The organism is Saccharopolyspora shandongensis, from assembly GCF_900106995.1.
GTDB lineage: Bacteria > Actinomycetota > Actinomycetes > Mycobacteriales > Pseudonocardiaceae > Saccharopolyspora > Saccharopolyspora shandongensis.
In genome coordinates this window covers 33,693-56,588 of sequence record NZ_FNOK01000031.1, presented here as the reverse complement: position 1 = coordinate 56,588, position 22,896 = coordinate 33,693, and the positions used below count along the sequence as shown (strand labels likewise).

Genomic DNA, 22,896 nt, shown 5'->3' with positions numbered 1-22,896 from the left:
CGTGGTTCTCCCTTCGGGAGTCAGCGGTTTCGGCGGCGGGCGGCGTCGATGGCTCGGCGGCCGACCCGTAAGCGGAGTCCCGTGCCGGTGCAGGTTGGGCAGTAGCGGATGCCGACGAGGCGGGCGCGAAGCTGGCCGCGGCCCTGGCACGTGCGGCAGACCTTGTACGGCCACAGCACGCAGGTGCCGAGGTAGCCGGCGGTGGCGAGCGCGGTGAAGACGACGATGTGCAGCAGGGTCACGCGAACTCCAATGTAACTGTGTGTAGTCGAATGTGGGTGTGGCGACAGGAGGGAGGGAGGTGGAGCGGCCGGTGTCACGGGCGTGTTTTTGCTGGTTCTGGCCCGGTTTTGGGCGCGCGTCCCCGCTGCCTCCCTTGCGGGGGTTGTTGCTGGTGGTGTTGGGGAGGGAGGGTTCGGGGAGGGGGTTAGGGAGAACTCCCCGGCTCCCCGGCGGCTCCCTTACTCGCCGGACTCGTCGAGATCCGTCTCGTTGTCACGCTCGGTGATGGCTTGGTGGACGGCGTCGGCGGAAACGACCATGTTGCCGCCGGACTTGTAGGGCTCGGCGTCGGCCTCGCGCAGGAGGGCGCGCAGGTCGGCGAAGGTCCAGCCCCGGTAGACGGCGGGGTTGTGCTCGGTCAGCCGTTGCAGGACCTCTTGGGTGCGCATTCGTGGGGTGTCGCCGAGCACGGTGGCGATATCGGCCAGCGGGTCGGCCTGCTCGTCCTCGGCCGGGGCCACGCCGGTGGCGGGGGGCTGCTGGCCTTCACGCAGGGCCAGGGCTCGCTGCACGACCGGGGTCACCTCATCGATGCCCTTTTCCTTGCGGATGTGGAACGACCTGATCAGGCCCGGGACCTTGGCGAAACCAGCGGCCATCGCGGTCCCGATGTCCTCTCCCGCAACGAGCGTGGTGGCCGAGTAGCCGCGCTTGTGCATCCCCGTCCCCAAGATCGCGTCGTTGCCCTGGTGGTCATTGATCGCGTACGCCACCCGGTTCGACGCGGTCTTGGAGATGCCACGCGGCAACGAGTTGGCGTCGGCGTCCGGCGTGATCCACAGCATCGTGATCGCGGTCTTGCGGGCCTTCTTGGTGACCTTCAACGCCAGTTCTTTGGCTTCCTTGCCGTGCTTGCTGTGTGTGAACAGCTCGTGGACCTCGTCGAAGACGACCACGCGGGGACGCAGACGCTTGTCCCGCTTCGCCAGGTCGCGGGTCACCTTGGCCTCTTCACCGCCGAGGTCCTCCAAGATCCGGCCACGCTCGGAAACCTCGCTGACCAGCGCACGAAGCGTCTCCATCGCGGCCTCGATGTGCTCTTCGTCGTCGCCCTTGACCAGCGTCCGCAAACGCGGCTTCATCGGGTCGTAGTCGACGTTGTAGGCCAGGACGTGGACGTCGATGTCGGCCAGCGGGTCCAGCATCGCGCCTAGCAACAACGCGATGACCAGCGACGACTTGCCCGATCCCATGATTCCGGCGATCAGGTAGTTAGCGGCCATCAACCGGCCGGTGACCAGGTCGCCGCGTGCGTCGACTGCGACCGGGACACCCTTGAAGTAGTCGACCGTGCCGTCTTCCAGCAGCGGCCACGGGTCCACGGGCTTGGTGAGAATGCCCTGGTCAGCCACCCACAGGTCCAGCACCCCGGCCTGGTCCTTCGGTTCGGTCGGCCACACCTCCACCGGCTTGCGCAGCAGGTTGTGCGCCAGCACGTCCTTGCGCTTGGCGATCTCTTCGACCGTGACTTGTTCCGGCAGCATCAACTGGGTGTGGTAGCCCTTGCCGACTCGGGTCGTCGGGGACACCCAGCGCGGAACCCAGTTGTCCTTGACGATGGCCTTGGTCAACGGCGCGAAGCCGAGGTGCTTCAGCGCGTTGAGGATGGCGCCCTCATCAGGCACAACGTCTCGGTCAGACGGTGTCGTGTTCTCCGGCGCGATCCATGCGGGCGCGTCGGCCAGCGTCCGGCGAGTGTTGTAGCCCTTGACCAGCACCCCCAGCGCCACCGCAAGCCCCACCCACGGCGCCCACGACCCAGCCCACACCACGAAGTCGAACCCGGCGGCCAGTGCGTCGAACAGGCCGATCCAGACGTCTTCGAAGGTCATCCCGTCGGGACGGATGAAGGCCACGACCGAGGTGATCAGCGTGATGGCCAGCACCACCCCGGACAGGCCCGCCAGGATCAGCGGCACGCGGATCAGGAACTTCCCCCACACCTGCAGCCGCTCCAGGAACAGCTTGCGGTTCTCGGTGCGCTGCTGCATCAACACCGCAGCCGTTCCGTACTCGCCAGCGGCCTGAGCAGCGGCGATCTGGGCATCGATGTCCCGCCCGGTCCACCGCCCGTAGACGCTGCTCATGGTGTCGAACGCGCCACCGGCCAGGTAGTAGCCGTGGCGGGCGGTGAACTTGACCGCCTGCTTACCGACCGGCAGCGCCTCCCGAGCGGCCTTCTTAGCCTTCCCTGCCAACGCCGGCGGGACCCGCCTAGGACGCTCGGCCAGCTCGGGCGACGGGCTACCGGACTCCTCCGCGGTGACCTCGTCCGGGTCGATGCGTTCAGCGACCGCCCGCACAACCTGGCCGTCGGACTGTTCGGTGTCGGTGGTGGTGCGGTGAGGGAATCGGATCACCTCACCCATGGCGTGTTCCTCGTGCGGCATCATGTCGGTTCACCTCTCGGCGGTGTCGCCAGGCGGAAGAAGGGATAGGTCGGCCCCGCCCCACCGCCGTGGCGCGGCGGGGCCGTTGCGTGTTTCAGGGGTGGGTCAGGCGGGGACGGGGGTTGCGGAGCTGCCGCCGTCCCCTTCGTCACGCAGGGCTCGGATGACGTCCTGCGCGGTCTCGGCGCGGATGCCGAGGAAGGCTTGGACCTTGCGACGGCTTGGCCGTGCGGGCAGCTGCCCGGCGGTGATGGCCTGGCGAACCCGGGTCAGGTGCGGCAGCAGATCCGGGTGAGTCCCGTTGGTTCCCTCCAGGCCGGGCGCATCTGCCGTTTCTGCTGTTCCCGCCGGTTCCTGTGCCTCGTTCAGGAGGGCGCGAAGCTCGGCGTCGAACTCGGTGTCCACGGCGGCCGGGAGGAGTCCGGGGACCGTGGCGGGAACCAGCCGGGACCGCAACCGCCCGCGCATGGTGACCGTGCCGGGAGCGTGGAGCAGACGCACCGTGCCGTCGGCCGCGAGCTCACCGACCGCGCGCCGCACCGCAGCGCGTTGCATCCGGGTCACCCGACGGGCGGCGATGCGCCCGGTGCGGGCCTCGCGACGTTCGGCCGGACTGCGGCGGGTTCGCGTCGGGGTCGCGGTGATCAGCTGGTGGGCCACCACCCCGCCGATGGCCACCACAGCCATCACCAGCCCGTCACCCACGCCACCGTCGCGCATGGTCAAGCCGTGGATGAAGTTCAGGACCGCCGCCACCGCGGCGAACACCCACACCCCGGCCTGCAGCCACCCGGTCGGCCGCGGGGTCTCGCTCTTGCGGGCGGTGTGGGCGGCGAACGCGAACGCCCACATCGCCGCCTCGGAAAACAGCGGCAGGCCCCAGCCGACCGGCCCGAACACCTCGTTACCGAAGCTCGCCATGGCGGTCCAGGCCATCACCGCCGGTACCACCACGACCACGCTCAACGCCAGCTCGACCACGTGCCCGGCCAGCCACGACTGCGCGGCCTTCACGGCCTGCCCGCGCCGCTTGGCCTTCGCGTCGACGGCCTTCCGCTTGTCCTCGCTGGCCTCGCGCGCTTCCTTGCCCTTGGCCGCGATCAGAATGGCCTGCGCTTCGGCGAGCTTCAGCGCCGCCTCGGCCTTCGTGGCCTGGGCCTGCCCGCCCGCCGCCAGCCGCTCGGCCTTGCGGTCGTAGAACGTCGTCATCACGCCACCCCCAGCGGCCGCGGCCGGCGCGGAGCCGGAACAACATGCCCAGCGGCGTCGGCCACCGCGATCGCGACGTAGCCGAGCGCCACCAGCGGGAACACCGCACACAGCACGGCGGTGCGCACCGCACCCGACACCACCGCCGCCACCACCAGACCCACCGCCGGCACCACCGCGGTGAACAGCCCGAAGAAGAGGAACCGGACCCCGAGCACCAGCAACCCCAGCGTGATCAGCAAAGCCTCCACCACGGTCTTCACAGCGCACCTCCTCGCAGCGATCCGGACTCCGCCAGCCAGGCGGCCAGCACCTCGATGCGGCCCCACTCCTCGACCACCAGCCGCCGCGCCTGCATGCGGGCGTCCCGTTTGGACAGGTCGATTCCCTTTCCGACGCGGCGGAATTCCACGTCGTCGCCGTGCGAGACGGTCTTGCCGCGGTGCCCGGAGATGACGCGCCAGTGCATTTCGGCCTCGGGGCCGGCCATGCACGCCACCAAGTAGCCGGGCAGCAGCTCGTTCGGGAGCCAGGACTCGGCGATGTCGGTCTGGCCCCGGACCGCGCCGGTGAACCAGGTCTTCCAGATCCGCACCTTGCGGACCTTCAGGCCCGCGTGCTGGTGGGCGACGGCGTGCCCGATCTCGTGCACCGCCGCAGCAGCCCACTCCGGCTCGATCGCATCGAGCTGGGGTTGTGCCTTTAGCATGGGATTTCTCCTTGGTTCAGGTGGATCGAGGAGCCCGGCCCAGCAGGTGTTCTTGGCGGAATGGGCTGCTGGGCCGGGGCGGGTCTACTTGGTGTCGCCGTTGATCCGGGGGGCCGGGGTGTCCGGGGTCGCGGTGCAGAACGCCGTGATGAAGGTGCGGCGGACCTCCTCCGCCCAGGACCGGGAGATCGTCGGCGTGGGGCGGCCGATGTTGCTGCTGGTCACGCCATCCGACGGGGTGTCATGCATCACCCACACCGAGCGGTAGCCGAGCGGGCCGGTCTTCAGCACGCTCAAGGCGTTCCACACCTGCACGGCGCGCACCCGCACCGCCCGGCGCTGCGGCCAGCCGCTGATCGCCCCCAGGCGCTTCCGGGCGTCGGCGCCACGCTCAGCGACGACCCGCAGGTGCTCCGTCTTCTCCTCGAAGGTCGCCAACGTCGGCTCGTTCACGGCCACGGTCGTCCTCTCGCTCATCACTTCCCCGTCCTCTTCGCGGCCTGGCAGGCCTGGCAGGTCCCGCCGGTGGCGGGCAGGTGCCAGAAATCGGACTCGTGCTCGCCGCTCTCGAAGCGCAGGCCGCACCAGGTGGTAACCGAGCCGTCCCACATCGACTTCTTTCGGCGCAGGTGCCACTCGTTGCCGTTGGTCATGTCGCGTCCTCCTCGTTCAGCTCTCGCCCAGCCGGCCGCGGTCGACCAGCCGCAGCGCTGGTTGAGCTGATCGCGGACGAGGGTGTGGGCGTCGGTGAGGATCTGGTGATGGTCGAAGGCCAAGACCTTCGGCACGCTCAGCGCTTCGTGCAGCGGCACCCAGAACGCGGCACGCGCGTCGTCTCCGGCCGTGGGCTGCGGCATGGTCGACAGGACGGTCGTGAACGCCTCGCTGACCACTGGGCCGCGTGGGTCACGGCCTGGGGCGTCGTAACGGCCGACACGGGTCAACGTCGGCACCTCCAGGCCGGTTTCCTCCCGCAGCTCCCGGTACGCGGCCTGCACCGAGGTTTCGCCGTCGTCAACGAACCCACCAGGCAGCGCCAAGGCACCGGGGTAGGCGTCGGAGTCCCAGGACCGCTGGACCAACAGCACCTGCGCCCGCGCCCTCGGCCACGCCAGCGCCGCGCCGTCGTCGTGGACGGTGAACAGGACGATGTCGGCGGTGTCCGGCTCGCTGGAGTTGGTGTGCATCTGGTTCATGACGGTCTCCTCCACTGTGGTCACAGCTGCGAGAAATAGTTCTGGACGTGCTCGTGCGCGGTACCCATCGGGCCCTGCACGTGGGCGGCGATGTTCTCCCTGGCCAGGGCGTAGGTCGCCAAGGCCTGCTGGATCTCGGGGTTCTCCGAACCGCTGGTGACGCTGGCGATCGTGCCGGTGATGTGGTCCATCTCTTTCTGGATCTCGACGAGCCGGGCGATCAGCTCGCCGCAGTGCTCACCGGTCTGGATCAACTGGTTGCGGACGTAGTTCACGTCGGACATGACTGGAAAACCTCCACAGTGGTCAGATTCAGAGACGCTGGCCGTACTGCTCGATCTCGCTGACGGCACCGGAAACGAGCTGGTGCAGCTCGTCGATGCGCTGCCCGGAGAGCTCCTGGAACGCGCCGATGGCCTGCTGCACCTGCCCGGAGTCGCTCAGCACGGTGCCCAGCTGCCCGGCGATCTCACCGGCCCACTGCTGGACCTGGTTCAGCGCGGCCTGGATCTGCTGGCTCTTGTCGTTGGTGGTCGAGATCGCGGCGCGGATGTCGTCGAGACCGGCCATGGCAGTACCTCCCGTGTTGGTGGTGGTTGTGGTGGCAAGGCTGGGTTTCGGTGCCGGCGTGGATGCCGGTTTCGTGAGGTGCAGTGCGGTGTATTGCGTCTTGGCGGCGGTCATCGCGGAGCGGGTCTGCCCCTCGTTCAGTCGCCCGGACTCGTTCAGCTCTTTGGCGACTCGCTGCATCTGCCGCCAGGTGACGCGGTCGGAGACCATCTCCTTCGCCAGTTCGAGCGAGCCCTCCGGGACTTCACCGAGCCGATCGGCGAGCATGGCCGTGTCCCCATGTGCCCCATAGGAAAGGTCGACCCGGTCCGCGTCGGTGAGAACCCGCCCCTGCTCCTGCATCCACCGCTGTTGAGCAACCGTTCCGGCCAGGGACATGGCCCCGAACTGGTCGGTGTAGATCCGAGCGGAATCGCCGAATCGCCAGTTGACGATGCCGCCGATGTCACCAGACGTGTCGTCGGGAATCTCGGCCTTCTGCATCGGGTAGTCGAACTCAAGGCCGACAACGGCATGTCCGGCCTCGTGTGCGGAGTTCATCGCGCGGGTCTCCGCCGGCGACTGCCCGAAGTTGGTGTTGATGTCGAACGGGCCGCCGTGCTTGACCATCAGGGAATCGACTCGGCCCCCACAGTCGCCGCAGTCGGACCAGTTGTTGGCGCGCATCCGGCGCCAGCGCTGACCCCACGTCCACGGGGACTCCAGGACATCCGTCGTGCAGGTGCCGCACAGGATGTCGGCCCACCGAACCAGACCCGACATCACACGCCGCCCACGGTGGCGGTCACCAGCGCGGCGACGAACAGCCACAACCAGTGCCAGGACTGATCCAGCGCATACGAGCCGGTGCCGAGGCTGGGGTTGTCGTCCTTACCGGTGCGCGGTGCGCCGAGGCTGTAGAACTCGCCGTTGCCCAGCAGCTCCGCCAGCCGGGACAGGGTGAAACGCCGGTCGGCCCAGTAGTGCGTCACCGCCGACACCAGCTGACCGAGCACGAACCCGGCCGGGGAGATCGGCAGGCCCAAGACCGTCCACACCAGACCCACCGCCAACGCGGTGACCAGCGTGTAGGTGGCCACGTGCTTGGCACACGCCCACCGGCCCGACCAGTCCGGGCGCCCCTTGTTCGCCGCCTGGTGGGAGGTCTGCACCCAGTGATCCGCCACGTTGTGCGCCACCAGCAGAGCCGGCAACACCGACGCGAACGTCACCGCAGAAGCAAGCGTCGAGATCATCGCGCCGCACCCCCCGACGTGCGCTCCGCTGCCGCCGCCTCGAACCTGCGCTTCGACTCGGCGAAACCCCGGTAGTCCTCGGCGAAGGACTCCGCATGCATTTGCGCGGCGAGCATCGCCTTCCACACGACCCGTTCATGGGTGTGCGCGGCCAAAATCCGCCAGCACCGCGCCTGCCGTTCGTACAGCGCCGCCATCCCGTCGAGCCGGTCCGCCGACCGCGGTTGTCCCGTACCGATCAGCTCGCACACCTGGTCATCCAGTCGATCCAGCACCCCGGAAACCGCCGGCCCCAGCCAAGTTGGGGAGAACAACGAGCCGCTCATCACGCAGCCACCTCCTCGGCGATGTCGTCGAGGCCGAGGTACTGCAGTTCGGGGCGCAGCACGATCAGCACCGCTTCGGCGCGGTCCGCGTCGCTGTCACCGTTCTCGTCGGCCCACCGCAACACGTCCTCGACGTGCCGACGCAGACCCGGAACCGAAGCCCCAGAGGCGTCCTCGATCGCCGCCAGCGCCCGCTCGGCCGCCCGCGACACCTCGTCCGCGTTGCCCTGCACCACAACCAACTTCCGGCGGCGGACGATCTGCCGACGCTCGCCCTCGGTCGTGCCGCCCCAGATCCCGCGCGCACCGGACCGGATCGCGTTCTCGCGGCAGGCAGCCTTGATCGGGCACCGCCCGCAGATCGCCTTGGCGACCTTGACCAGGTCTCGGCGGCCCGGCTCTGGGGAGAACACGTCCGGGTCGGTCTCCGCGCACTCCGGGTGCCCGCCGAAGTCCTCGCCGCCCAGGCGAGTCAGCAGCCGGTACAGCCCGTCACCACGCTCGATACGGTCCAGGGCGCTCATGCCGCCGCCCCCTCGGCCGAAACCCGGGTCTTCAGCAGGCGCGCGGTGTCGGCCTTGCGGGCCCGCCGCGCCTGCCGCTCCAACTGCAGCTCGTCCAGGCCGGGGCGGTGACGGCCCTCGGTGGCCGCCCACGCCGCGTCGTAACGCAGCTGTGCCCGCTGCCAGGAGTTCCACGCAAGCCGGGTCCGCTCCACCGCAGCCCCGTACGCGGACATCTCCTTATCCCGTGCCCTGCGATAGTCGAGCCGGTTGGGCCGCTCGGCCACCAACTGGTTCAACGAATCAAGCCGCCGCGCCGACGCGGCCATAGCCTTACGAGCCTCCAAATACCCCGCACAGGCGCGCTCTTCCGCGAGCAGAAAAGCTGCCCAAGTAGCGTTGCCACGGGTGGTGTTCTGCTTTATCACAGTTACTCCTATTTCTGCATGAATAGATAGTCAACTTGACAGTTGTTTGTCAGGGAAAAGGTGGGCGCGGCATCTTCCGACACCGCACCCCACCGCCGCACATGGTCCTCGACCAGCCCAAACGCTGGCTCGTGGCGTGCGGTAACGCCTCCCCTCTCATGGGGAGACATGGGGCGAGGGAGCGTGGGAAAACACGAGACCACGCCGCCCCAGCACACGACACGAATCCACTCTCGTGCCGTGTTTATCCTCCGCCGTACACAGTTACCGCTGTCGACTCCAATGCCGAGTTACCACCACGCTCATATCGTCGCGTGGCTGTGCCGTCACTTCGGATCTCATTCTGTTTCGGATGCCGCACCCTATGCTTCGAGTCCCTTTCGGGCTGCCCTGTGCGTTCTCGGCTCTCCGATTATCCGACGAGGGTTTGAACCCTCACTCGGTGCTGCTCGATGTCGCCAACACTAGCGCGATTCGTCGCGCTATGGAAGCGCATTTTTCGAGGATGGTGGTTGCGTCTGGGGGTTCACCTACGAGGCAGGCGGACTGAAGCGCTACTATTTACGCTGATCGGAGCGGCTTCAAGGGAGGGTGTAGTGGCCAAGGACTGGACCGCCGTAGCAACCGCGATTAACACCCGTTTGGCGGAACTGGACATGACGCAACGGACTCTCGCTGAGCGATCCGGCGTCAGTGCTGCGACGCTTCGCCAGCTGCAGTCCCCCGAGACCTACGAACCGAAGAAGCGCAGCCCCCGCCTGCTGGCTGCCATCTCCGAAGGCTTGAACTGGCCCAAGGACCAGCTCGCTCGAATCCTCGAAGGGGAGGCGTCCACTGATGAGCCCAGCTCGATCCGGGGTGACGTCCAGGAACTGCACCGCGAAGTTGCGGCACTTCGGGACCGGGTCGGAATCCTGGAAAGCTGGCTCGCCAAGGAGTGAGCGGGTCACACCATGAGGCCGCCGAGGAAGCTCGCCACACTGTCCACCGCTGACATCGCGATGGACCACGCGTCCTTGGCCCACTGCGCCGACTCGACCGGGCGCTTGACTATCAGGACCACCAGCGCGGCCAAGAACAACAGCCCCAGCACCTTCTTGGCAGCGCCTCCGCCCTTGGGCATCGGGAACGGCATCATCTGGTTCTTCGTCATTTCGACCTCCATTGGTTCGCCCCCGCGCACCCTCGGCTAGGTGCCTGTGTTCCGGGGTTCCGTCTTGCATGGCAACAAGTTCACGCCAGATCAGCGGACGTTCCAACGGGTCTTTCAAGGTCACTTGAAAACGTCTTTCCAGCTCTATATGGTCCCTAGAACGTCCCAAATTCGTCCTAGAAACGTCCCTGGGGGTGGGGGTGGCTAACGAGCGACTACGTGCCGCGATTCGCGCTGCTGGGCTGACACTGGGAGAAGTCGCACAGCACACCGGAGTTGACGAGAAGACAGCAGAGCGCTGGATCACCAGGGAGCGGGTACCGCACCGCCGGACACGCCAGAAGGTCGCGGAACTGGTCAAAACAGCGGAAGTCCAGCTCTGGCCCTCCCTGGCAAACGACCTGTACACACGGCCGAACGAGGAAACCGAGCTGGTACACCTCTACCAGTCCCGCTCGTCCGTTCCGTATGCACTGTGGAACGAGCTGATCGCTGGCGTCCAGGAACGCATGGAGGTGCTGGTATTCAGCGGACAATTCTTGGTCGAGCAGCACGACATCTTGCCGACCATTAAGCGGAAAGCCGAGGAAGGCGCAGTCTTCCGGTTCGCCGTTGGCGATGAGAAGTCCGCGGCCGTCATTCAGCGAGCCGTCGAGGAGGGAACAACTGGCGGACTCGAAGGGCGAATTCAGATGATGCGTCGCTACCTGAGCAAAGTTGCGGGACTGCCGAACGTCGAGGTACGTACGCACGGCACGATCCTTTACAACTCGCTCTATCGGTTCGATGACCAGCTACTGGTCAACGGCCACGCTTTCGGCGCGCTTGCTGGCGAAAACCCGGTCATGCATCTACGTCGAGTCCCAGGCGGCTCGATGTGGGAGCACTACATGCGTTCGTTCGAGCGGGTCTGGCAAGAGGCCACACCCGACACAATCTGATGGAGAGCCAAAGTGGCCCGTATCGACTACTTCAACGATCCCACCGCCCCGGCAGCGAACTCGGTAGTTCCGTCAGTCACGGCCGCGATCCGCAACAGCGCTGGCGAGATCCTGTTGATTCACAAAATTGACAACGATCGTTGGGCTATTCCAGGCGGAGGACACGACGCTGGGGAGTACATCACCGACACGGTCGTGCGCGAGGTCAAAGAAGAAACCGGCTTGGATGTCGAGGTCTTGCGGCTGACCGGCGTTTACACCAACCCGAACCACGTTATGGCCTATGACGATGGCGAAGTGCGACAGCAGTTCTCGCTCTGCTTCGCGTGCCGCTGGGTCGGCGGTGAGCCACGGGAAGACGGCAGCGAAACGAAAGAGGTCCGCTGGGTTTCCCCTGCGGACCTCGATCAACTGAATATCCACCCGTCGATGCGCCTTCGAATCGACCATGCCTTGGACGAATCGCGCACGGAACCCTATCTGGGCTGAGCCTCCGCAAGTCGTTTTTCAGTCCGGGCGACGGATTCAGCGAGCACAGGGCGCGCCTTGACCCAGGTTCGGTGAACAGGATCATCGGGTGCGTAGCGGCTGAGAATCTCGTCGATTCGCTGGTCGTAGCTCAGCCGCTCGCCACCTGGCCCGGTCGTTAGGTCGGCTGTAACGAGCGCGTCCAGCAACACGGAATCCTCGAACGGGAACTCTGAAAGCTCTTGCGCCATACCGCGTTCAGCAGCCTCGAAACGAGCGCCTGAATGGTGCGCGACAAGGTTCACCACCGCCGCCGGCCACTGCTGGCTCTGCAGCCACCGAGCCCCGTCGAGCGGGTGGAAGCGGGTGTACCCGATCTCGGGCGAGTAGCCGATGTCGTGCAGCCACGCGGCCGCGACGAGCACGTCTCGATCCTGGGATGGAACTGCTGGGCTCAGCTCGGCCGCTCGTGCAGCGACAGCCTGAACATGCAGCCACCTCCGGCCGAGCGGTGCAACGAAGTGTTCGGCGGTCTCGGCTGCTCGCTGGGCTAGCTCCATGCGTGCTCACGCTACCTTTCTCGCTGCCGTCCAGTAACCACGGTGAACCTCGGAAAATCGGGGCCCTCAGAGCGCCACAGACAAGATCGATGGTCGCTCCGAGGGTCTTTCCTCTGCATCGGCGGTTGCGCTCGAATCAGAGCCCAACAGAGTCTGCGGCGTGCAGTTCACGTACAAGATGACCAATCAGACGGGACCAACAGGCCATTGACCTGCTAAAACTCCGGAACCTGACACTGCCCTCCGGAGGCAGGTGTCACAGGTTCGAGTCCTGTCGAGGGCGCACCGAAATCGGGTCCTGGCGAGTTTCACTCGCCAGGACCCGATTTCGTTATGCGGCAAGCAATATCGACGCCGCGCTCACCTGGTGGTGTAAGCGCCGCCGTTCACGTGCAGGGTCTGTCCGGTGATGTGGCCCGCGCCTTCGGACGCCAGGAAGTGCACCGTTTCGGCGATGTCGCCCGGACGCCCCGCACGGCCGTTGTGGGTGGCGCCGATCAGGGCGGTTCGCTTCTGCTCGCCGAGTTGTCCGTGGAAGAACTCGGTTTCCTCGATGTAGCCGGGCGCGATCAGATTTGCCGTCAGCCCCTTCGGTCCCACCTGCGCGGACAGGCCCGCGTTCCAGGCCGCCAGCGCCGCCTTCGCCGCGCCGTATGACGTCGAGGCGTATTCCGCGCCGATGGAACCGATGTTGACGATGGTGCCGCCTGGCCGGAGCTTGTCGAGCACGGCCGTCGTGGTGGCGACGGCGCTGAGCAGGTTGGCGTCCAGGTTCTCCCGCCACGCGGCCATCACCTCCTCGAGGCTTTCCGGTTCCCCGGGCCGCTGCAGGTCGGTGTTGCCGCCGGCCATGTTGACCAGCACGTCGAGATGCTCCCCGAGCTCGGCGGCCAGGTCGGCCACCTGCCCGGGATCGGTCGCGTCGCAGGCGATCGACCGGACGTCGATCTCGGCTGCGGTGGCGGCCAGCCGCTCCGCGTTGCGGCCGGTGATGATCACGGTGTCGCCGTCGGCGCGGAATCTGGCCGCAACCGCCTTGCCGATCCCGGTACTACCTCCGGTTACGAGCACGATGCGCTTCACTGAGAGCTCCTCAACTGCTACGTTTAGCGCTAAACGTAGCTCGGGAGGCGGCAGATGTCCAACACCCCAGGAGCCGGGGACTATCCGCTCGACCAGGCCGCCACGTGGCCCACGGCGGACATCGCAGCGGCATGGCAACGCGAACTTCCCGGCGTGGACACCGATTCCATCGGGGTCATCACGCCGATCTGGCGAATCGCCAAGGTCCTCGCCGACGAACGGCGGCGCACCCTGAGCAGGCTCGGGATCGACCCGTCCACACTCGACCTGCTCAGCGTGATCCGCCGCGCGGGCCCGCCGTACGAGCTCACGACCCGCGAGATCACCCGCCGGACGCTGGTCACCCCGGGCGCGGTCTCCCAGCGAATCGCCCGGGCCGAACAAGCCGGATTGGTCTCGCGATCACCGTCCACGGCCTCGCGCCGAGCGGTCGCCGTCCAGCTGACCGACGCGGGCCACCGCCTCATCGAAACCACCGTGCGCGAGCTGCTCGAACACGAATCGCAGTTGATCAGCGCGCTCACCGCTGCCGAACGCTCATCCCTGACCGGCTTTCTCGCCAAGCTGGAACATTCGCTCGTCGAACCACCTCAGGACGAGAAGGCCGGATGAACCCGTCCACTTCGGATTGCTCCAGCGGCAGACGAGACCATCCAGGTGCCGTGGTTGACAGGAAGGTTCCCATACTCCAACCCAAACAAGACATTTCAGGCCAGCTGGTGACAGGAAGGTTCCCATGCTCCAACACCTCCGACGCCCCTCCAGACGGCGAACCGCTCCCCAAGATCTCCGAGGCCGAACTGCTCCTGGTGACGATGAACGCCGATGCTCTGCTGCTGCGGCAAGTGACGCCGAAGTTCACGGATTGAGGGCTCTTCAACAAGTTCGAGCCGACGGTCGGCGACCGGGCTAGGCGCCGCCGCCAGTGAACGATCCGGTCTCGTAGAAGTCGTTGATGTGGTCGCGAACGAGCTCAACTGCCCGCGGCGCGTCGTGCTCCTCGACGGCCCGCAGGATGTTCCGGTGCTCGGCGCGCACCGACTTCGCAGTCACTCGCCAATCCGCCAACTGCTCGTAGGCGTCGATCATCTGGCGCTGAATTGCGGTGCGCAGCGAACTCATCAGGTATGAAGCCAGCGCGTTGCCGGTGGATTCGGCGATCCGCACGTGGAACTCGGTGTCCAAGCGGTTGAAGTCGCGCGCGGTCAGATCCGCCGCGTCCATCTGGTCCAGGATGCTCCGCAGCGCCTCGTGGTCCTCGCCGGTAGCGTTGCGCGCCGCGTCGGCGACCGCCCACTCCTCCAGCATCAGCCGAGTGCGGAGCACATCGGTGCCGCTGAAGTGCCCGAGCGCCAACTGCATCTTCAGCAGGATGGCGAACCCTTCACCGGGGTGACCGACGAATACCGTCCCGCCTTCGGGGCCGCGACCGGGCCGAACTTCGACGATGCCGAGCGCCTCAAGCACGCGCAGCGCTTCGCGCAGCGACGGGCGGCTGACGCCGAGGAGCTGCGAAAGTTCGCGTTCGCTGGGCAGCCTGTCGCCGGGAGCGAGCAGCCCGTCCAGCATGCGCTGCTCGATCTGCGCCATGACCTGCTCGTAGGTGCGCACCTTGCGCACCGGTTCCCACGAGCTCTGGCTTGCGGAACTCACGCTTCTCCTCGTTTTTCCTGCGGCGCTCCCGGAGTCCGCCCCACTCTACGGGCGCAGCTCGCCCCTGCCCGCCGTCAGCCGCGCATCGTTCGTTCCAGCTCGCGCCGCAACTGCACCGCCAGCACCGAGTCGTCCACTTCGACGTCATCCCAGCCGACGACGCCGCCCTGGGGAATGTCGTTGCGCAGCTTGACGCCGCTGGCCAACCCCATCGGCAACGCACCGAGCTTCAGCGACGTCTCCGCTGGGGCGAGCTTGCCGTGAACCATGTAGCCGCCCTCGCCGTCGAGGACTTCCCCGGCCTTCAGCGCGCGTTTTGCAACGGAGATGACGTCTCCGCGGAACCCTGTCGGGCACCCGGTCGCTTCTCCACGCACGGCGACCGAAGCGATGCTGATGCCCAATTCCAGTCCGATCATGTGGTAAGGCCGGTAGAGCGAGCCGTAGCGCCCGGTCTCATCCGTGCGCACGCCGTATTCGGCGAAGCACTGGACCGCATAGTCGGTGCGCGCTTCGAAGGTGACGTAGACGCCCCAGCGCAGGTCGCGCGCGACGTCGATGCCGTCGCGGTGGAGGCTGGAGGCGATCTCGACGGTGCCCCGGCGGGTCAGCCGGCCCCCGATCTCGGCGGGCCGGAACACCGTTGACAGGTCGTCGACTCCGCAGGGTGGGAAGAGCAGGCCCTCGTCCTGGGGCACCAATCCGGTGCCGTTGGCGACGGCCGCCATCTCGATGGCCGATTTCGTCCCGTCCAGGAACGAGTTGAACATCTTCGGGTTGAAATCTCCGCGATCCAACTGCTCCTGAGTGAAACCGTAGTGCTCCCACACCGTGTCCGGAGTGGACCCGTGGTACTCGGGCAGGTACTTCGTGCCCTTGCCCGCGGCCACCACGTCGAAGCCCGCTGTGCGAGCCCAATCGACGAGCTCGCAGATCAGGGCCGGCTGGTCGCCGTAGGCCATCGAGTAGACCACCCCGGCTGCGCGAGCCCGCTTCGCGAGCAGCGGTCCCACCATGCAGTCGGCCTCGACGTTGACCATCACGACGTGCCGACCGGCGTCGATCGCGCGAACCGCGTGGCGCACACCTGCCACGGGGTCGCCGGTGATCTCCAGGACCACCTCCAGCCCCGGAGCATCGATCAACGCATCGGCATCGTCGGTGACATGCGTGCTGCCGCCGCAGAATGCCTCGCCGAAGCTCGCGGCCGCATAACGCTCGGCGGGCCAGCCGGTGCGCTGCAGCGCGGCCCGAGCTCGCTCCGGTGCGAGGTCTGCGACGCCGACGACGTGCATGGCTTCGGTGCTCAACGCCTGGGTGAGAAACATCGAGGCGAACTTCCCCGCCCCGATCACGCCGACCCGGACCGGCCCGCGATCCCGCGCCCGCTCGCCCAGCAACGCGTGGAGATTCATCAAGCCCCTCACTGGACATACGGTCTGACCACAACAGCCGCCAACGTAATCCCGCCCCCACCCACCGTCAACCCGCCGCGGAGGGCGACAGCATGGGAACTTTCCTGTCAATCACCCCGACGCCCCAGCTCAAACGGGGGTTGCCACCTGCAGTCGGATTGAAAATGATTATCATTGCTTCACTGGAGCGGCCTCGGTGACCCGGATCCGAAGCAAGGGAACCTTCCTGCCGCCCAGGAACGAACGCGCATCAACGATCACTCAGAGAGGACGCGATGCAGCACAACATCGAACACCGCATCGGCGAGTACACCGTCCGCGCCGCCAGGCCATCCGACGTTGATGGCGCGCGAAAGGTCATGCTCGACACCTTCTACAACGAGTTCGGGCACGGTTACGACTCGAAGTGGCACTCGGACGTCGTCGACATCGAGCCCACGTATCTGCAAAATCCTCGGCACGCCCTGTTCGTCGCGGTCCGCGACGGCGAGGTCGCGGCGACAACGGCGGTGCGAGCCAACGGCCCCAGCAGTCCGCCGCATCCACAGTGGATCGCCGATCGCTACCCGAGCGGCGAGACCGCTCAGCTGTTCAGGGTGTACGTCGCCAGGGCGCACCGCCGGCACGGTCTTGCACGCGCTTTGGTCGCGATGGCTAGCGACTTCGTCGCCGACACGACTGGTTACTCCGCGATCTACCTGCACACCAACCCGGCGATCGAAGGCGCCGAGCCTTTCTGGCACGCGGTGGCGAAGGAGATCTACGACGCGCGTGGCGACGAGCAGTACAGCCAGTCCGTCCACTTCGAAATCCCGATACCGCGCTGAAGAGACCCGGAGCCGGTCGCGTCAGTGACAGGAAGGTTCCCATGCTCCCAGCTCGTAGACGCCGCCATCAGCCCCGGCTAAGCCCGACGGCAATCATCTCGTCCACACGAGCTAGCAGGCCGCTGCATGGGAACCATGCTCCACGTCAGGACGAGCCGATGCCGGTAAGGGCTCGGACTTCCATCTCCGCGGTTCGCTTCTCGCTCACCTGGCCTCCTCCGAGCAGCGTGCCGATGTAGCCGCACAGGAACGAGATCGGGATCGACACGATCCCGGGGTTGCTCAGTGGGAACCACGCGAAGTCCACGCCCGGCAGGATCGAGTCCGGCGATCCCGAGACCACCGGCGAGAAGATGACCAGCACCAGGCACGAGATCAGCCCGCCGTAGATCCCCCACAGCGTGCCGCGGGTGTTGAACCGCCGCCAGAACAGCGAGAATAGCAACGTCGACAGGTTCGCCGAAGCCGCGAACGCGAACGCGAGCGCCACCAGGAACGCGATGTTCTGCCCGTTGACGAGGATGCCGCCGAGGATCGACGCGGCGCCGATGACGAGCGCCGTCATGCGGGCGACCCGCACCTCCGAGTCCGGGCCTGCCTTGCCACGCTTCATGATGTTGGCGTAGACGTCGTGGGCGAAGGACGCGGACGCGGTCAGCGTCAGCCCGGCGACGACGGCGAGGATGGTCGCGAAGGCGACCGCTGCGACGACGCCCAGCAAGACCGTGCCTCCGACGCGGTATGCCAGCAGCGGCGCGGCCGAGTTCTCGCCGCCGGGAGCCGCGAGGATCGCCTCGGTGCCGTTGACCGCCCCCGCCCCGTAGCCGATCACGAGCGTGCACAGGTAGAACAACGCCATCGTGCAGGTCGCCCAGACCACGGAACGCCGCGCCTGCAGCGCGTTGGGCACGGTGTAAAAACGCATCAGCACGTGCGGCAGCCCAGCGACGCCCAGCACCAAGGCCAGCGACAGCGACACGAAGTCCAGCTTGGTCACTTCGCTCTGACCGTATTTCGCGCCGGGTGAGAAGATCCGGTCTCCCAACGGGTTCTGCTCCGCCGCGTGCTGCAGCAGCGAGGTCAGGCTGAAGCCGAACTTGCCCATCAGGAACAGGGTCATCATGGCCGCGCACAGCATGAGCATGGCCGCCTTGATGATCTGCACCCAGGTGGTTCCCTTCATGCCGCCGACCAGCACGTACACGATCATCACCAGGCCCACGCCGCCGATCACCAGCGCCTGACCGCCCGAGCTGTGCACGTCGAGCAGCAGCGCAACCAGGCTGCCCGCGCCGGCCATCTGGGCGATCATGTAGACGAAGGAGATCACCAATGTGGACACTGCCGCGGCCGCGCGGACCGGGCGCTGCCGCATCCGGAAACTCAGCACGTCGCCCATCGTGAAGCGGCCGGTGTTGCGCAGGAGCTCGGCGACCAGCAGCAGGTTGACCAGCCAGCCCACTAGGAAGCCGATCGAGTAGAGGAATCCGTCGTAGCCGTGCACCGCGATCGCTCCGGCGATCCCGAGGAACGACGCCGCCGACAGGAAGTCCCCGGAGAGCGCGATGCCGTTCTGCGAACCGGTGAACCGGCCGCCTGCGGCGAAGTAGTCGGTGGCCGTGCCGGAGCTGCTCACGCGGTAGACCATGTACAGGGTGAGCAGCACGAACACCCCGAAGATGCTCATGTTGAGCACCGGATTGGCGTTGATCATCGCGGCTCCTCCCCGGTCGCTTCCCGGTACAGCGCCACGACGCGCGGATCGATCTGGCGAGCCGCGTACTTGAGGTAGAGGGCGGTGATCAGGATCGTGGTCGCGAACTGGCCGATGCCCATGACCAGGCCGACGTTGACCTCGCCGAAGAGCCGGATGCTCATGAACTCCGGCTGGTAGGCGGCGAGGACGACGTATCCGAGGTACCAGAGGAGGAACACCGCGGTCATCGGGAAGACGAAGCGGCGCAGCCGGGCCCGGAGGTCGAGGAATTCGGGGCTTCGCGCGATGGCGGTGTAGTCCGGTGCCGGCCGGTTGGCGCGGGGTGCCGGTTTGTCGATCTGGCCGAAGGTTGCCACCGGCGCGGGCCCGCCTCCGGGCGTTCGCGGCGGCGGTGGCTGGGTTCCGTTGGGCATGCGTCCTTCCAAGCAGTCGAACTGCATCGACGTGGATTCGGTCGATGCTTCGGAGCTCCCCAGTGCTCCTTGGCCGAGCACCCTGGCTCGCAGTCGATCCGGCTTTATCGAGAGTTCGCGGATCCAGGGCGTCGGCGAACCGCGCTGCCCGCGCCGCCAACCGGTTCGAAAGTCTAGCCAGCGAACGCCGCAGCGCCGACACGCGCAGCGACACAGCACACACATTGATGAATTCGCCGATCACGGTGTGTGGCCGTTTTGCTGTGCTGATCCCACGCATGGACACCACTGAAACCGCCCTCCGCAAACCGAAAGCCCTGATTTGCGAAAGGTTTCAGCAGGTCAACAAGGCACTCGCCGAGCACGACAAGCAACCGGGTGGAATCTCAGCAGGACTCCGCACCGAGAAATTCATTCGTAGCCCCAACATCTACCTATCAGGCGACAAAAGCACTTCTCAAGATCGGCCAGGCGAACACGATCAGTGTTCGCGATTGCCAAGATCCGGAACGGCTCCGGCGAGAATGATCTCCATCAACACCGAATCAGCAGGTCAGCCAACCGAATTCGAGAACAGAGAAAGATCATTTCATTGCGGTAGTGTTCTCGAAACCGACACCCGGCGAAGACAAATCCGGTGCGGCCGCGATCACCCCGACATCGCAGGCTCCGGACGCCGGTATCGACGACAACACCGGCCACCGGCGAAAACCGGCCGCACGCAGCGCCGCCAGCCCTGCAAGAACCTGCCGCGCACACCACAGACGGGCTCAGGCTGCCCACCACACGAACGCGCCATCGATGAACACCTCGACCGCGCGGGAAAGGACTGCGTCGTGAGCAGCGGACTCGAAAATCCGGCCGCGAACGCGACCCGGGCGTCCAGGTGGTCCCGCACCACGCCGAAGGTCGCCGAGCGGATCACCAGCTGGCGCCACTGGAAACTACCCACCAAGATCGCCGCCGTAGTACTCGTTCCGGTGATCTTCGCCCTGGCGCTCGGCGTGCTGCAGATCCGCAGCCAGATCAGCCAGGCCGACGAATACGCCAAGATGGACCGGCTCGTCGCGACCGGCAGCGCGGTGCGCGCGGCCACCGACGGCTTGCAGCAGGAACGCAGCAAGGCCGCCGAGTTCCTGGTGCACGGGCCGGTTTCTGCGCCAGAAGTGCAGGAACGATTCACCGCCACGGACCGGGCCCTGGACGACATGCACCAGCGGCTGCGGGCCACCCCGGACAGCGAAGCGGTCCGGTTCGCCCGGCAAGAAACCGACCGACGCTTCACCGGGCTCGCGCCGATCCGCCAGCAGGTGCTGGGCGGTCACGCCGATCCTGGAGTGACGATCAACACCTACACCGAGCTCCTCGGTGTGCTCATGGCGCTCGACCGCACGCTGATCAGCCAGATCTCGTCGTCACAACTCGTGTCCACGGCCACCACCGCGCACGAGCTGGGGCAGATCAGCGAAGAAATGCAGCTCCAGCAGGCCCTGGTGCTCACCGGGCTGACCCGCGGCGGTTTCAGCTCCGACAACCTGGCCCGGCTCGCGGCCAGCGAATCCCGCCGCACCTCCGCGGTCAAGGAGTTCCGCGCGGCCGCCACGCCGCAGCAGCGGATGCGCTACGACCAGCTGTACGCGAAGCCCGAGGTCCCGGCGCGGGAAACCTCGGTGCAGCTGGCGATGGCCGAGCGCGACAGCACGAAGTCGCGTCTTTCCACGGCACTGGTGTCGGCCGCGGTGTGGAAGGACCAGTCCCGGACGGCGCATGACGAGCTCGACGCGCTTCAAGACCACCTGGACCGGCAGCTGCACGACACCGCGTTCTCACTGCAGGACAACGCGAGCAACATGGCAGGTCTGGAGTCGGTGATCCTGCTGTCGGCTCTGCTGGTCGCCGGCGCGGTCGTCGTCGTGGTCGCCCGCCACCTGCTCGGGTCGCTCGACGTCCTGCGGCGAAGTGCGCTGGACACCGCGAACTACCAACTGCCGCAGGCGGTCGCCGACATTCGCGCCGGTCACGCCACCCGCCCCCGCGTCGAGCAGGTGCCGGTGGAGACCTACGACGAGATCGGCGATGTGGCGCGGGCGTTCGACGACGTGCACACCCAGGCCGTCAACCTCGCCACCGAGCAGGCCGAACTCCGCCGCAGCTACAGCGACTCGTTCATCAACGTGTCGCGGCGCAGCCAGGGCCTGCTGGAGCGGCAGCTGCGGCTGTTCGAGCAGCTCGAACGCGACGAGGAAGACCCCGATCAGCTGGCCACCCTGTTCCAGCTGGACCACCTGGCGACCCGGATGCGCCGCAACAACGAGAACCTCATGGTGCTCTCGGGTGCTGACCCCGCCCGGCGGTTCACGCAGCCGACGTCGCCCGCGGACCTGATCCGGGCCGCGGTGTCGGAGATCGAGCACTACCCGCGGGTGATCGTGCAGCCGTTTCCGGAGGTCAAGATCGTCGGATACGCCGCGAGCGACCTGGTACGGCTGCTGGCCGAACTCCTCGACAACGCGGCGAACTTCTCGGCGCCGGAAACCCAGGTCGTCGTCTCCGGGCAGCGGCGCGGCGACGGGTCGCTGGGCATCGACATCATCGACCGCGGCATCGGCATGTCGCAGGACGAGCTCGCGGCCGTGAACCAGCGGCTGGCCGGCGACGAGGAGATCAAGCTGTCGACGTCCCGGCGCATGGGCCTGTTCGTGGTCGGCCGGCTCGCCGCCCGCCACGGCATCTGGGTGGAACTGTGCCCCGGCCCGGACGCGACCGGACTGTGCGTTGCGGTCGATCTCGGGCCGGAACTGCTGGTGGACGCAGCGCCCTCGGCACCAGTCCAGCGGGCCAACGGCATCGTGCCCAGCGCCCGCACCGCCGACACGCTGGTGGAGGAGTTCGACTGGGAAGCAGCCGAACAGGACGCGGCCGGCCAGCGCCAACTGGTGCGCAACGGCTTCCGCCTGTTCCGCTCCCCGGCCAACGGCGCGCCGCAGGTGCCGCCCGCCGACGCCTTCAACACCGAAGAGATCACCCGGGAGCCCGTGCCGGCCGTCGAGCAACGCAATGGCGTGACGGCACCGACGCCGATCTTCGACGATCTCGCGTCCGCTTGGTTCCGGGCGACTCCGCACGCCGCCACCCGCCCCGCCATCCAATGGCCCGCCCCCTCGGCGGAGGGTGACAGCATGGGAACTTTCCTGTCACCGGCGACAGGAAAGTTCCCTTCCTCTCAGCCTGCCAGGACCAACGGTCATGGGGGCCAGAGCTCGTGGACCTTCTCGAATGACCAGGCCTGGCAGCGGGCTGAGGAAGTCGCGGCGGCGGAACCCGCCGACTACACCTCAGCGGGTCTTCCGCTTCGAGTTCCGCAGGCGAACCTGGTGGCCGGCAGCGCCGACACGGAGCCGGGTGGACGCGCGCGCCCACCCCGCGACCCGCACGCAGCCCGCGGCCGGCTGGCGAGCTTCCAAGCCGGTGTTCGGCGGGGCCGCCACCGCCAGCAGCTGACCTCGAGCAACGGCACCGCGCCGACGGGAGTATCCCCGCAGCCGGACCCGTATCCGCACACCGACAACGGCACCAACGGCGCCCTGGAACCCGAGCCGCTGCTCGACCAGGAAACCGCTGACTACACGCCTGCCGGGCTGCCCCGGCGAACCCCGAGAGCCCAACTGGTCCCGGGATCGGCCACCGAGCCGGACGTCAAGCCGCGTCGCGATGCGGACGTGATGCGTGGTCGGCTGGCCAGCTTCCAGCGCGGTGTCCGCGAAGGCAAGCACAGCCTCCGCGACTCGCCCGCGGCCGACTAGCGCCCGTGACAACCC

26 protein-coding genes and 1 tRNA gene are annotated in these 22,896 nt (G+C 67.1%); 7 read left to right on the top strand and 20 right to left on the bottom strand.

Translation table 11 applies throughout. The features are described from left to right. Positions 1–20 precede the first annotated feature (20 nt). From BLW84_RS27760 to BLW84_RS27700, 13 genes are all read right to left on the bottom strand, one after another. The gene (locus BLW84_RS27760) at positions 21–242 is read right to left on the bottom strand and encodes a hypothetical protein (protein WP_218157494.1); all 222 of its coding nucleotides are present in this window, start codon (positions 240–242) and stop codon (positions 21–23) included. Positions 243–461: 219 nt separating this feature from the next. Beyond that, complete coding sequence (locus BLW84_RS27755; protein WP_093271156.1) at positions 462–2,651, bottom strand: FtsK/SpoIIIE domain-containing protein; 2,190 nt, start codon at positions 2,649–2,651, stop codon at positions 462–464. A 126-nt stretch (positions 2,652–2,777) separates the two neighbouring features. Then, a complete protein-coding gene (locus BLW84_RS27750; RefSeq protein WP_093271021.1) occupies positions 2,778–3,881 on the bottom strand; it encodes a hypothetical protein in 1,104 nt (367 codons plus the stop codon). After that, complete coding sequence (locus BLW84_RS27745) at positions 3,881–4,144, bottom strand: hypothetical protein (protein WP_093271019.1); 264 nt, start codon at positions 4,142–4,144, stop codon at positions 3,881–3,883. The genes BLW84_RS27750 and BLW84_RS27745 overlap by 1 nt, the downstream gene beginning before the upstream one ends. Then, entirely contained in the window at positions 4,141–4,590 is a 450-nt protein-coding gene (locus tag BLW84_RS27740; RefSeq protein WP_093271016.1) for a hypothetical protein, read from the bottom strand. The genes BLW84_RS27745 and BLW84_RS27740 overlap by 4 nt, the downstream gene beginning before the upstream one ends. Positions 4,591–4,674: 84 nt before the next feature. Further along, positions 4,675–5,067: a hypothetical protein gene (locus BLW84_RS27735; RefSeq protein ID WP_093271013.1), complete on the bottom strand. Its 393-nt coding sequence runs from the start codon at positions 5,065–5,067 to the stop codon at positions 4,675–4,677. Then, positions 5,067–5,786 carry an NUDIX domain-containing protein gene (locus BLW84_RS27730; protein ID WP_245761429.1) on the bottom strand — a complete coding sequence of 240 codons (720 nt, stop codon included), beginning with the start codon at positions 5,784–5,786 and terminating at the stop codon, positions 5,067–5,069. The genes BLW84_RS27735 and BLW84_RS27730 overlap by 1 nt, the downstream gene beginning before the upstream one ends. A gap of 20 nt (positions 5,787–5,806) precedes the next feature. Beyond that, on the bottom strand, positions 5,807–6,070 hold the full coding sequence (locus BLW84_RS27725; protein WP_093271010.1) for a hypothetical protein: 264 nt from the start codon (positions 6,068–6,070) through the stop codon (positions 5,807–5,809). 28 nt (positions 6,071–6,098) lie between these two features. Beyond that, a complete protein-coding gene (locus BLW84_RS27720; protein ID WP_143061125.1) occupies positions 6,099–7,118 on the bottom strand; it encodes a hypothetical protein in 1,020 nt (339 codons plus the stop codon). Beyond that, a complete protein-coding gene (locus BLW84_RS27715; protein ID WP_093271005.1) occupies positions 7,118–7,591 on the bottom strand; it encodes a DUF3307 domain-containing protein in 474 nt (157 codons plus the stop codon). Before BLW84_RS27715 ends, BLW84_RS27720 begins: the two co-directional genes overlap by 1 nt. Next, positions 7,588–7,917: a hypothetical protein gene (locus BLW84_RS27710; RefSeq protein ID WP_093271002.1), complete on the bottom strand. Its 330-nt coding sequence runs from the start codon at positions 7,915–7,917 to the stop codon at positions 7,588–7,590. The genes BLW84_RS27715 and BLW84_RS27710 overlap by 4 nt, the downstream gene beginning before the upstream one ends. Continuing rightward, positions 7,917–8,441, bottom strand: coding sequence for a WhiB family transcriptional regulator (locus BLW84_RS27705; protein WP_093270999.1), 525 nt, complete (start codon positions 8,439–8,441; stop codon positions 7,917–7,919). Before BLW84_RS27705 ends, BLW84_RS27710 begins: the two co-directional genes overlap by 1 nt. Further along, on the bottom strand, positions 8,438–8,656 hold the full coding sequence (locus BLW84_RS27700; RefSeq protein ID WP_143061124.1) for a hypothetical protein: 219 nt from the start codon (positions 8,654–8,656) through the stop codon (positions 8,438–8,440). The genes BLW84_RS27705 and BLW84_RS27700 overlap by 4 nt, the downstream gene beginning before the upstream one ends. A gap of 788 nt (positions 8,657–9,444) precedes the next feature. Here BLW84_RS27700 and BLW84_RS27695 point away from each other — a divergent pair. Then, on the top strand, positions 9,445–9,789 hold the full coding sequence (locus BLW84_RS27695) for a helix-turn-helix domain-containing protein (protein ID WP_342743179.1): 345 nt from the start codon (positions 9,445–9,447) through the stop codon (positions 9,787–9,789). A 5-nt stretch (positions 9,790–9,794) separates the two neighbouring features. Here BLW84_RS27695 and BLW84_RS27690 read toward each other — a convergent pair whose 3' ends face one another. Then, positions 9,795–10,001, bottom strand: coding sequence for a hypothetical protein (locus BLW84_RS27690; protein ID WP_143061123.1), 207 nt, complete (start codon positions 9,999–10,001; stop codon positions 9,795–9,797). A gap of 200 nt (positions 10,002–10,201) precedes the next feature. Between BLW84_RS27690 and BLW84_RS27685 the strand changes: the two genes are divergently transcribed. Further along, the gene (locus BLW84_RS27685; RefSeq protein ID WP_177226723.1) at positions 10,202–10,942 is read left to right on the top strand and encodes a helix-turn-helix domain-containing protein; all 741 of its coding nucleotides are present in this window, start codon (positions 10,202–10,204) and stop codon (positions 10,940–10,942) included. Positions 10,943–10,954: 12 nt separating this feature from the next. Beyond that, positions 10,955–11,431, top strand: a complete 477-nt coding sequence (locus BLW84_RS27680) for an NUDIX domain-containing protein (RefSeq protein WP_093270985.1) — start codon at positions 10,955–10,957, stop codon at positions 11,429–11,431. On the opposite strand, the gene BLW84_RS27675 is transcribed toward BLW84_RS27680, so the two are convergent. After that, on the bottom strand, positions 11,419–11,970 hold the full coding sequence (locus BLW84_RS27675; protein WP_093270982.1) for an HD domain-containing protein: 552 nt from the start codon (positions 11,968–11,970) through the stop codon (positions 11,419–11,421). The two genes, BLW84_RS27680 and BLW84_RS27675, sit on opposite strands and share 13 nt — an antisense overlap. 203 nt (positions 11,971–12,173) lie before the next feature. On the opposite strand from BLW84_RS27675, the gene BLW84_RS47745 reads away from it, so the two are divergent. Continuing rightward, a tRNA-Ser gene (locus BLW84_RS47745) sits at positions 12,174–12,253 on the top strand. Between the two features lie 77 nt (positions 12,254–12,330). Here BLW84_RS47745 and BLW84_RS27670 read toward each other — a convergent pair. Next, positions 12,331–13,053: an SDR family NAD(P)-dependent oxidoreductase gene (locus BLW84_RS27670; protein WP_093270979.1), complete on the bottom strand. Its 723-nt coding sequence runs from the start codon at positions 13,051–13,053 to the stop codon at positions 12,331–12,333. 54 nt (positions 13,054–13,107) lie between these two features. Between BLW84_RS27670 and BLW84_RS27665 the strand changes: the two genes are divergently transcribed. Further along, positions 13,108–13,665, top strand: a complete 558-nt coding sequence (locus BLW84_RS27665) for a MarR family winged helix-turn-helix transcriptional regulator (protein ID WP_093270977.1) — start codon at positions 13,108–13,110, stop codon at positions 13,663–13,665. 297 nt (positions 13,666–13,962) lie between these two features. On the opposite strand, the gene BLW84_RS27660 is transcribed toward BLW84_RS27665, so the two are convergent. Next, positions 13,963–14,706: a FadR/GntR family transcriptional regulator gene (locus BLW84_RS27660; RefSeq protein WP_093270974.1), complete on the bottom strand. Its 744-nt coding sequence runs from the start codon at positions 14,704–14,706 to the stop codon at positions 13,963–13,965. Positions 14,707–14,780: 74 nt separating this feature from the next. Beyond that, positions 14,781–16,121: an NAD(P)H-dependent oxidoreductase gene (locus tag BLW84_RS27655; protein WP_093270972.1), complete on the bottom strand. Its 1,341-nt coding sequence runs from the start codon at positions 16,119–16,121 to the stop codon at positions 14,781–14,783. A 275-nt stretch (positions 16,122–16,396) separates the two neighbouring features. On the opposite strand from BLW84_RS27655, the gene BLW84_RS27650 reads away from it, so the two are divergent. Beyond that, positions 16,397–16,948: a GNAT family N-acetyltransferase gene (locus tag BLW84_RS27650; protein WP_093270969.1), complete on the top strand. Its 552-nt coding sequence runs from the start codon at positions 16,397–16,399 to the stop codon at positions 16,946–16,948. 145 nt (positions 16,949–17,093) lie between these two features. Here the strand turns inward: BLW84_RS27650 and BLW84_RS27645 are convergent, their stop codons facing one another. Then, complete coding sequence (locus tag BLW84_RS27645) at positions 17,094–18,662, bottom strand: solute symporter family protein (protein ID WP_093270967.1); 1,569 nt, start codon at positions 18,660–18,662, stop codon at positions 17,094–17,096. Next, entirely contained in the window at positions 18,659–19,078 is a 420-nt protein-coding gene (locus tag BLW84_RS27640; protein WP_245761428.1) for a DUF485 domain-containing protein, read from the bottom strand. The genes BLW84_RS27645 and BLW84_RS27640 overlap by 4 nt, the downstream gene beginning before the upstream one ends. 836 nt (positions 19,079–19,914) lie before the next feature. On the opposite strand from BLW84_RS27640, the gene BLW84_RS27635 reads away from it, so the two are divergent. Continuing rightward, positions 19,915–22,881, top strand: coding sequence for a sensor histidine kinase (locus BLW84_RS27635; protein WP_093270961.1), 2,967 nt, complete (start codon positions 19,915–19,917; stop codon positions 22,879–22,881). Positions 22,882–22,896: the final 15 nt, after the last annotated feature.

Excerpts from the sequence above, each read along its gene's own strand:
- BLW84_RS27655 (WP_093270972.1), bottom strand. The coding sequence starts at position 16,121 with ATGAATCTCCACGCGTTGCTGGGCGAGCGGGCGCGGGATCGCGGGCCG.
- BLW84_RS27735 (WP_093271013.1), bottom strand. The coding sequence starts at position 5,067 with ATGAGCGAGAGGACGACCGTGGCCGTGAACGAGCCGACGTTGGCGACC.
- BLW84_RS27740 (WP_093271016.1), bottom strand. The coding sequence starts at position 4,590 with ATGCTAAAGGCACAACCCCAGCTCGATGCGATCGAGCCGGAGTGGGCT.
- BLW84_RS27725 (WP_093271010.1), bottom strand. The coding sequence starts at position 6,070 with ATGTCCGACGTGAACTACGTCCGCAACCAGTTGATCCAGACCGGTGAG.
- BLW84_RS27720 (WP_143061125.1), bottom strand. The coding sequence starts at position 7,118 with ATGTCGGGTCTGGTTCGGTGGGCCGACATCCTGTGCGGCACCTGCACG.
- BLW84_RS27750 (WP_093271021.1), bottom strand. The coding sequence starts at position 3,881 with ATGACGACGTTCTACGACCGCAAGGCCGAGCGGCTGGCGGCGGGCGGG.
- BLW84_RS27715 (WP_093271005.1), bottom strand. The coding sequence starts at position 7,591 with ATGATCTCGACGCTTGCTTCTGCGGTGACGTTCGCGTCGGTGTTGCCG.
- BLW84_RS27730 (WP_245761429.1), bottom strand. The coding sequence starts at position 5,786 with ATGAACCAGATGCACACCAACTCCAGCGAGCCGGACACCGCCGACATC.
- BLW84_RS27755 (WP_093271156.1), bottom strand. The coding sequence starts at position 2,651 with ATGGGTGAGGTGATCCGATTCCCTCACCGCACCACCACCGACACCGAA.
- BLW84_RS27665 (WP_093270977.1), top strand. The coding sequence starts at position 13,108 with ATGTCCAACACCCCAGGAGCCGGGGACTATCCGCTCGACCAGGCCGCC.
- BLW84_RS27710 (WP_093271002.1), bottom strand. The coding sequence starts at position 7,917 with ATGAGCGGCTCGTTGTTCTCCCCAACTTGGCTGGGGCCGGCGGTTTCC.
- BLW84_RS27705 (WP_093270999.1), bottom strand. The coding sequence starts at position 8,441 with ATGAGCGCCCTGGACCGTATCGAGCGTGGTGACGGGCTGTACCGGCTG.
- BLW84_RS27700 (WP_143061124.1), bottom strand. The coding sequence starts at position 8,656 with ATGTCCGCGTACGGGGCTGCGGTGGAGCGGACCCGGCTTGCGTGGAAC.
- BLW84_RS27645 (WP_093270967.1), bottom strand. The coding sequence starts at position 18,662 with ATGATCAACGCCAATCCGGTGCTCAACATGAGCATCTTCGGGGTGTTC.
- BLW84_RS27675 (WP_093270982.1), bottom strand. The coding sequence starts at position 11,970 with ATGGAGCTAGCCCAGCGAGCAGCCGAGACCGCCGAACACTTCGTTGCA.
- BLW84_RS27640 (WP_245761428.1), bottom strand. The coding sequence starts at position 19,078 with ATGCCCAACGGAACCCAGCCACCGCCGCCGCGAACGCCCGGAGGCGGG.
- BLW84_RS27690 (WP_143061123.1), bottom strand. The coding sequence starts at position 10,001 with ATGACGAAGAACCAGATGATGCCGTTCCCGATGCCCAAGGGCGGAGGC.
- BLW84_RS27650 (WP_093270969.1), top strand. The coding sequence starts at position 16,397 with ATGCAGCACAACATCGAACACCGCATCGGCGAGTACACCGTCCGCGCC.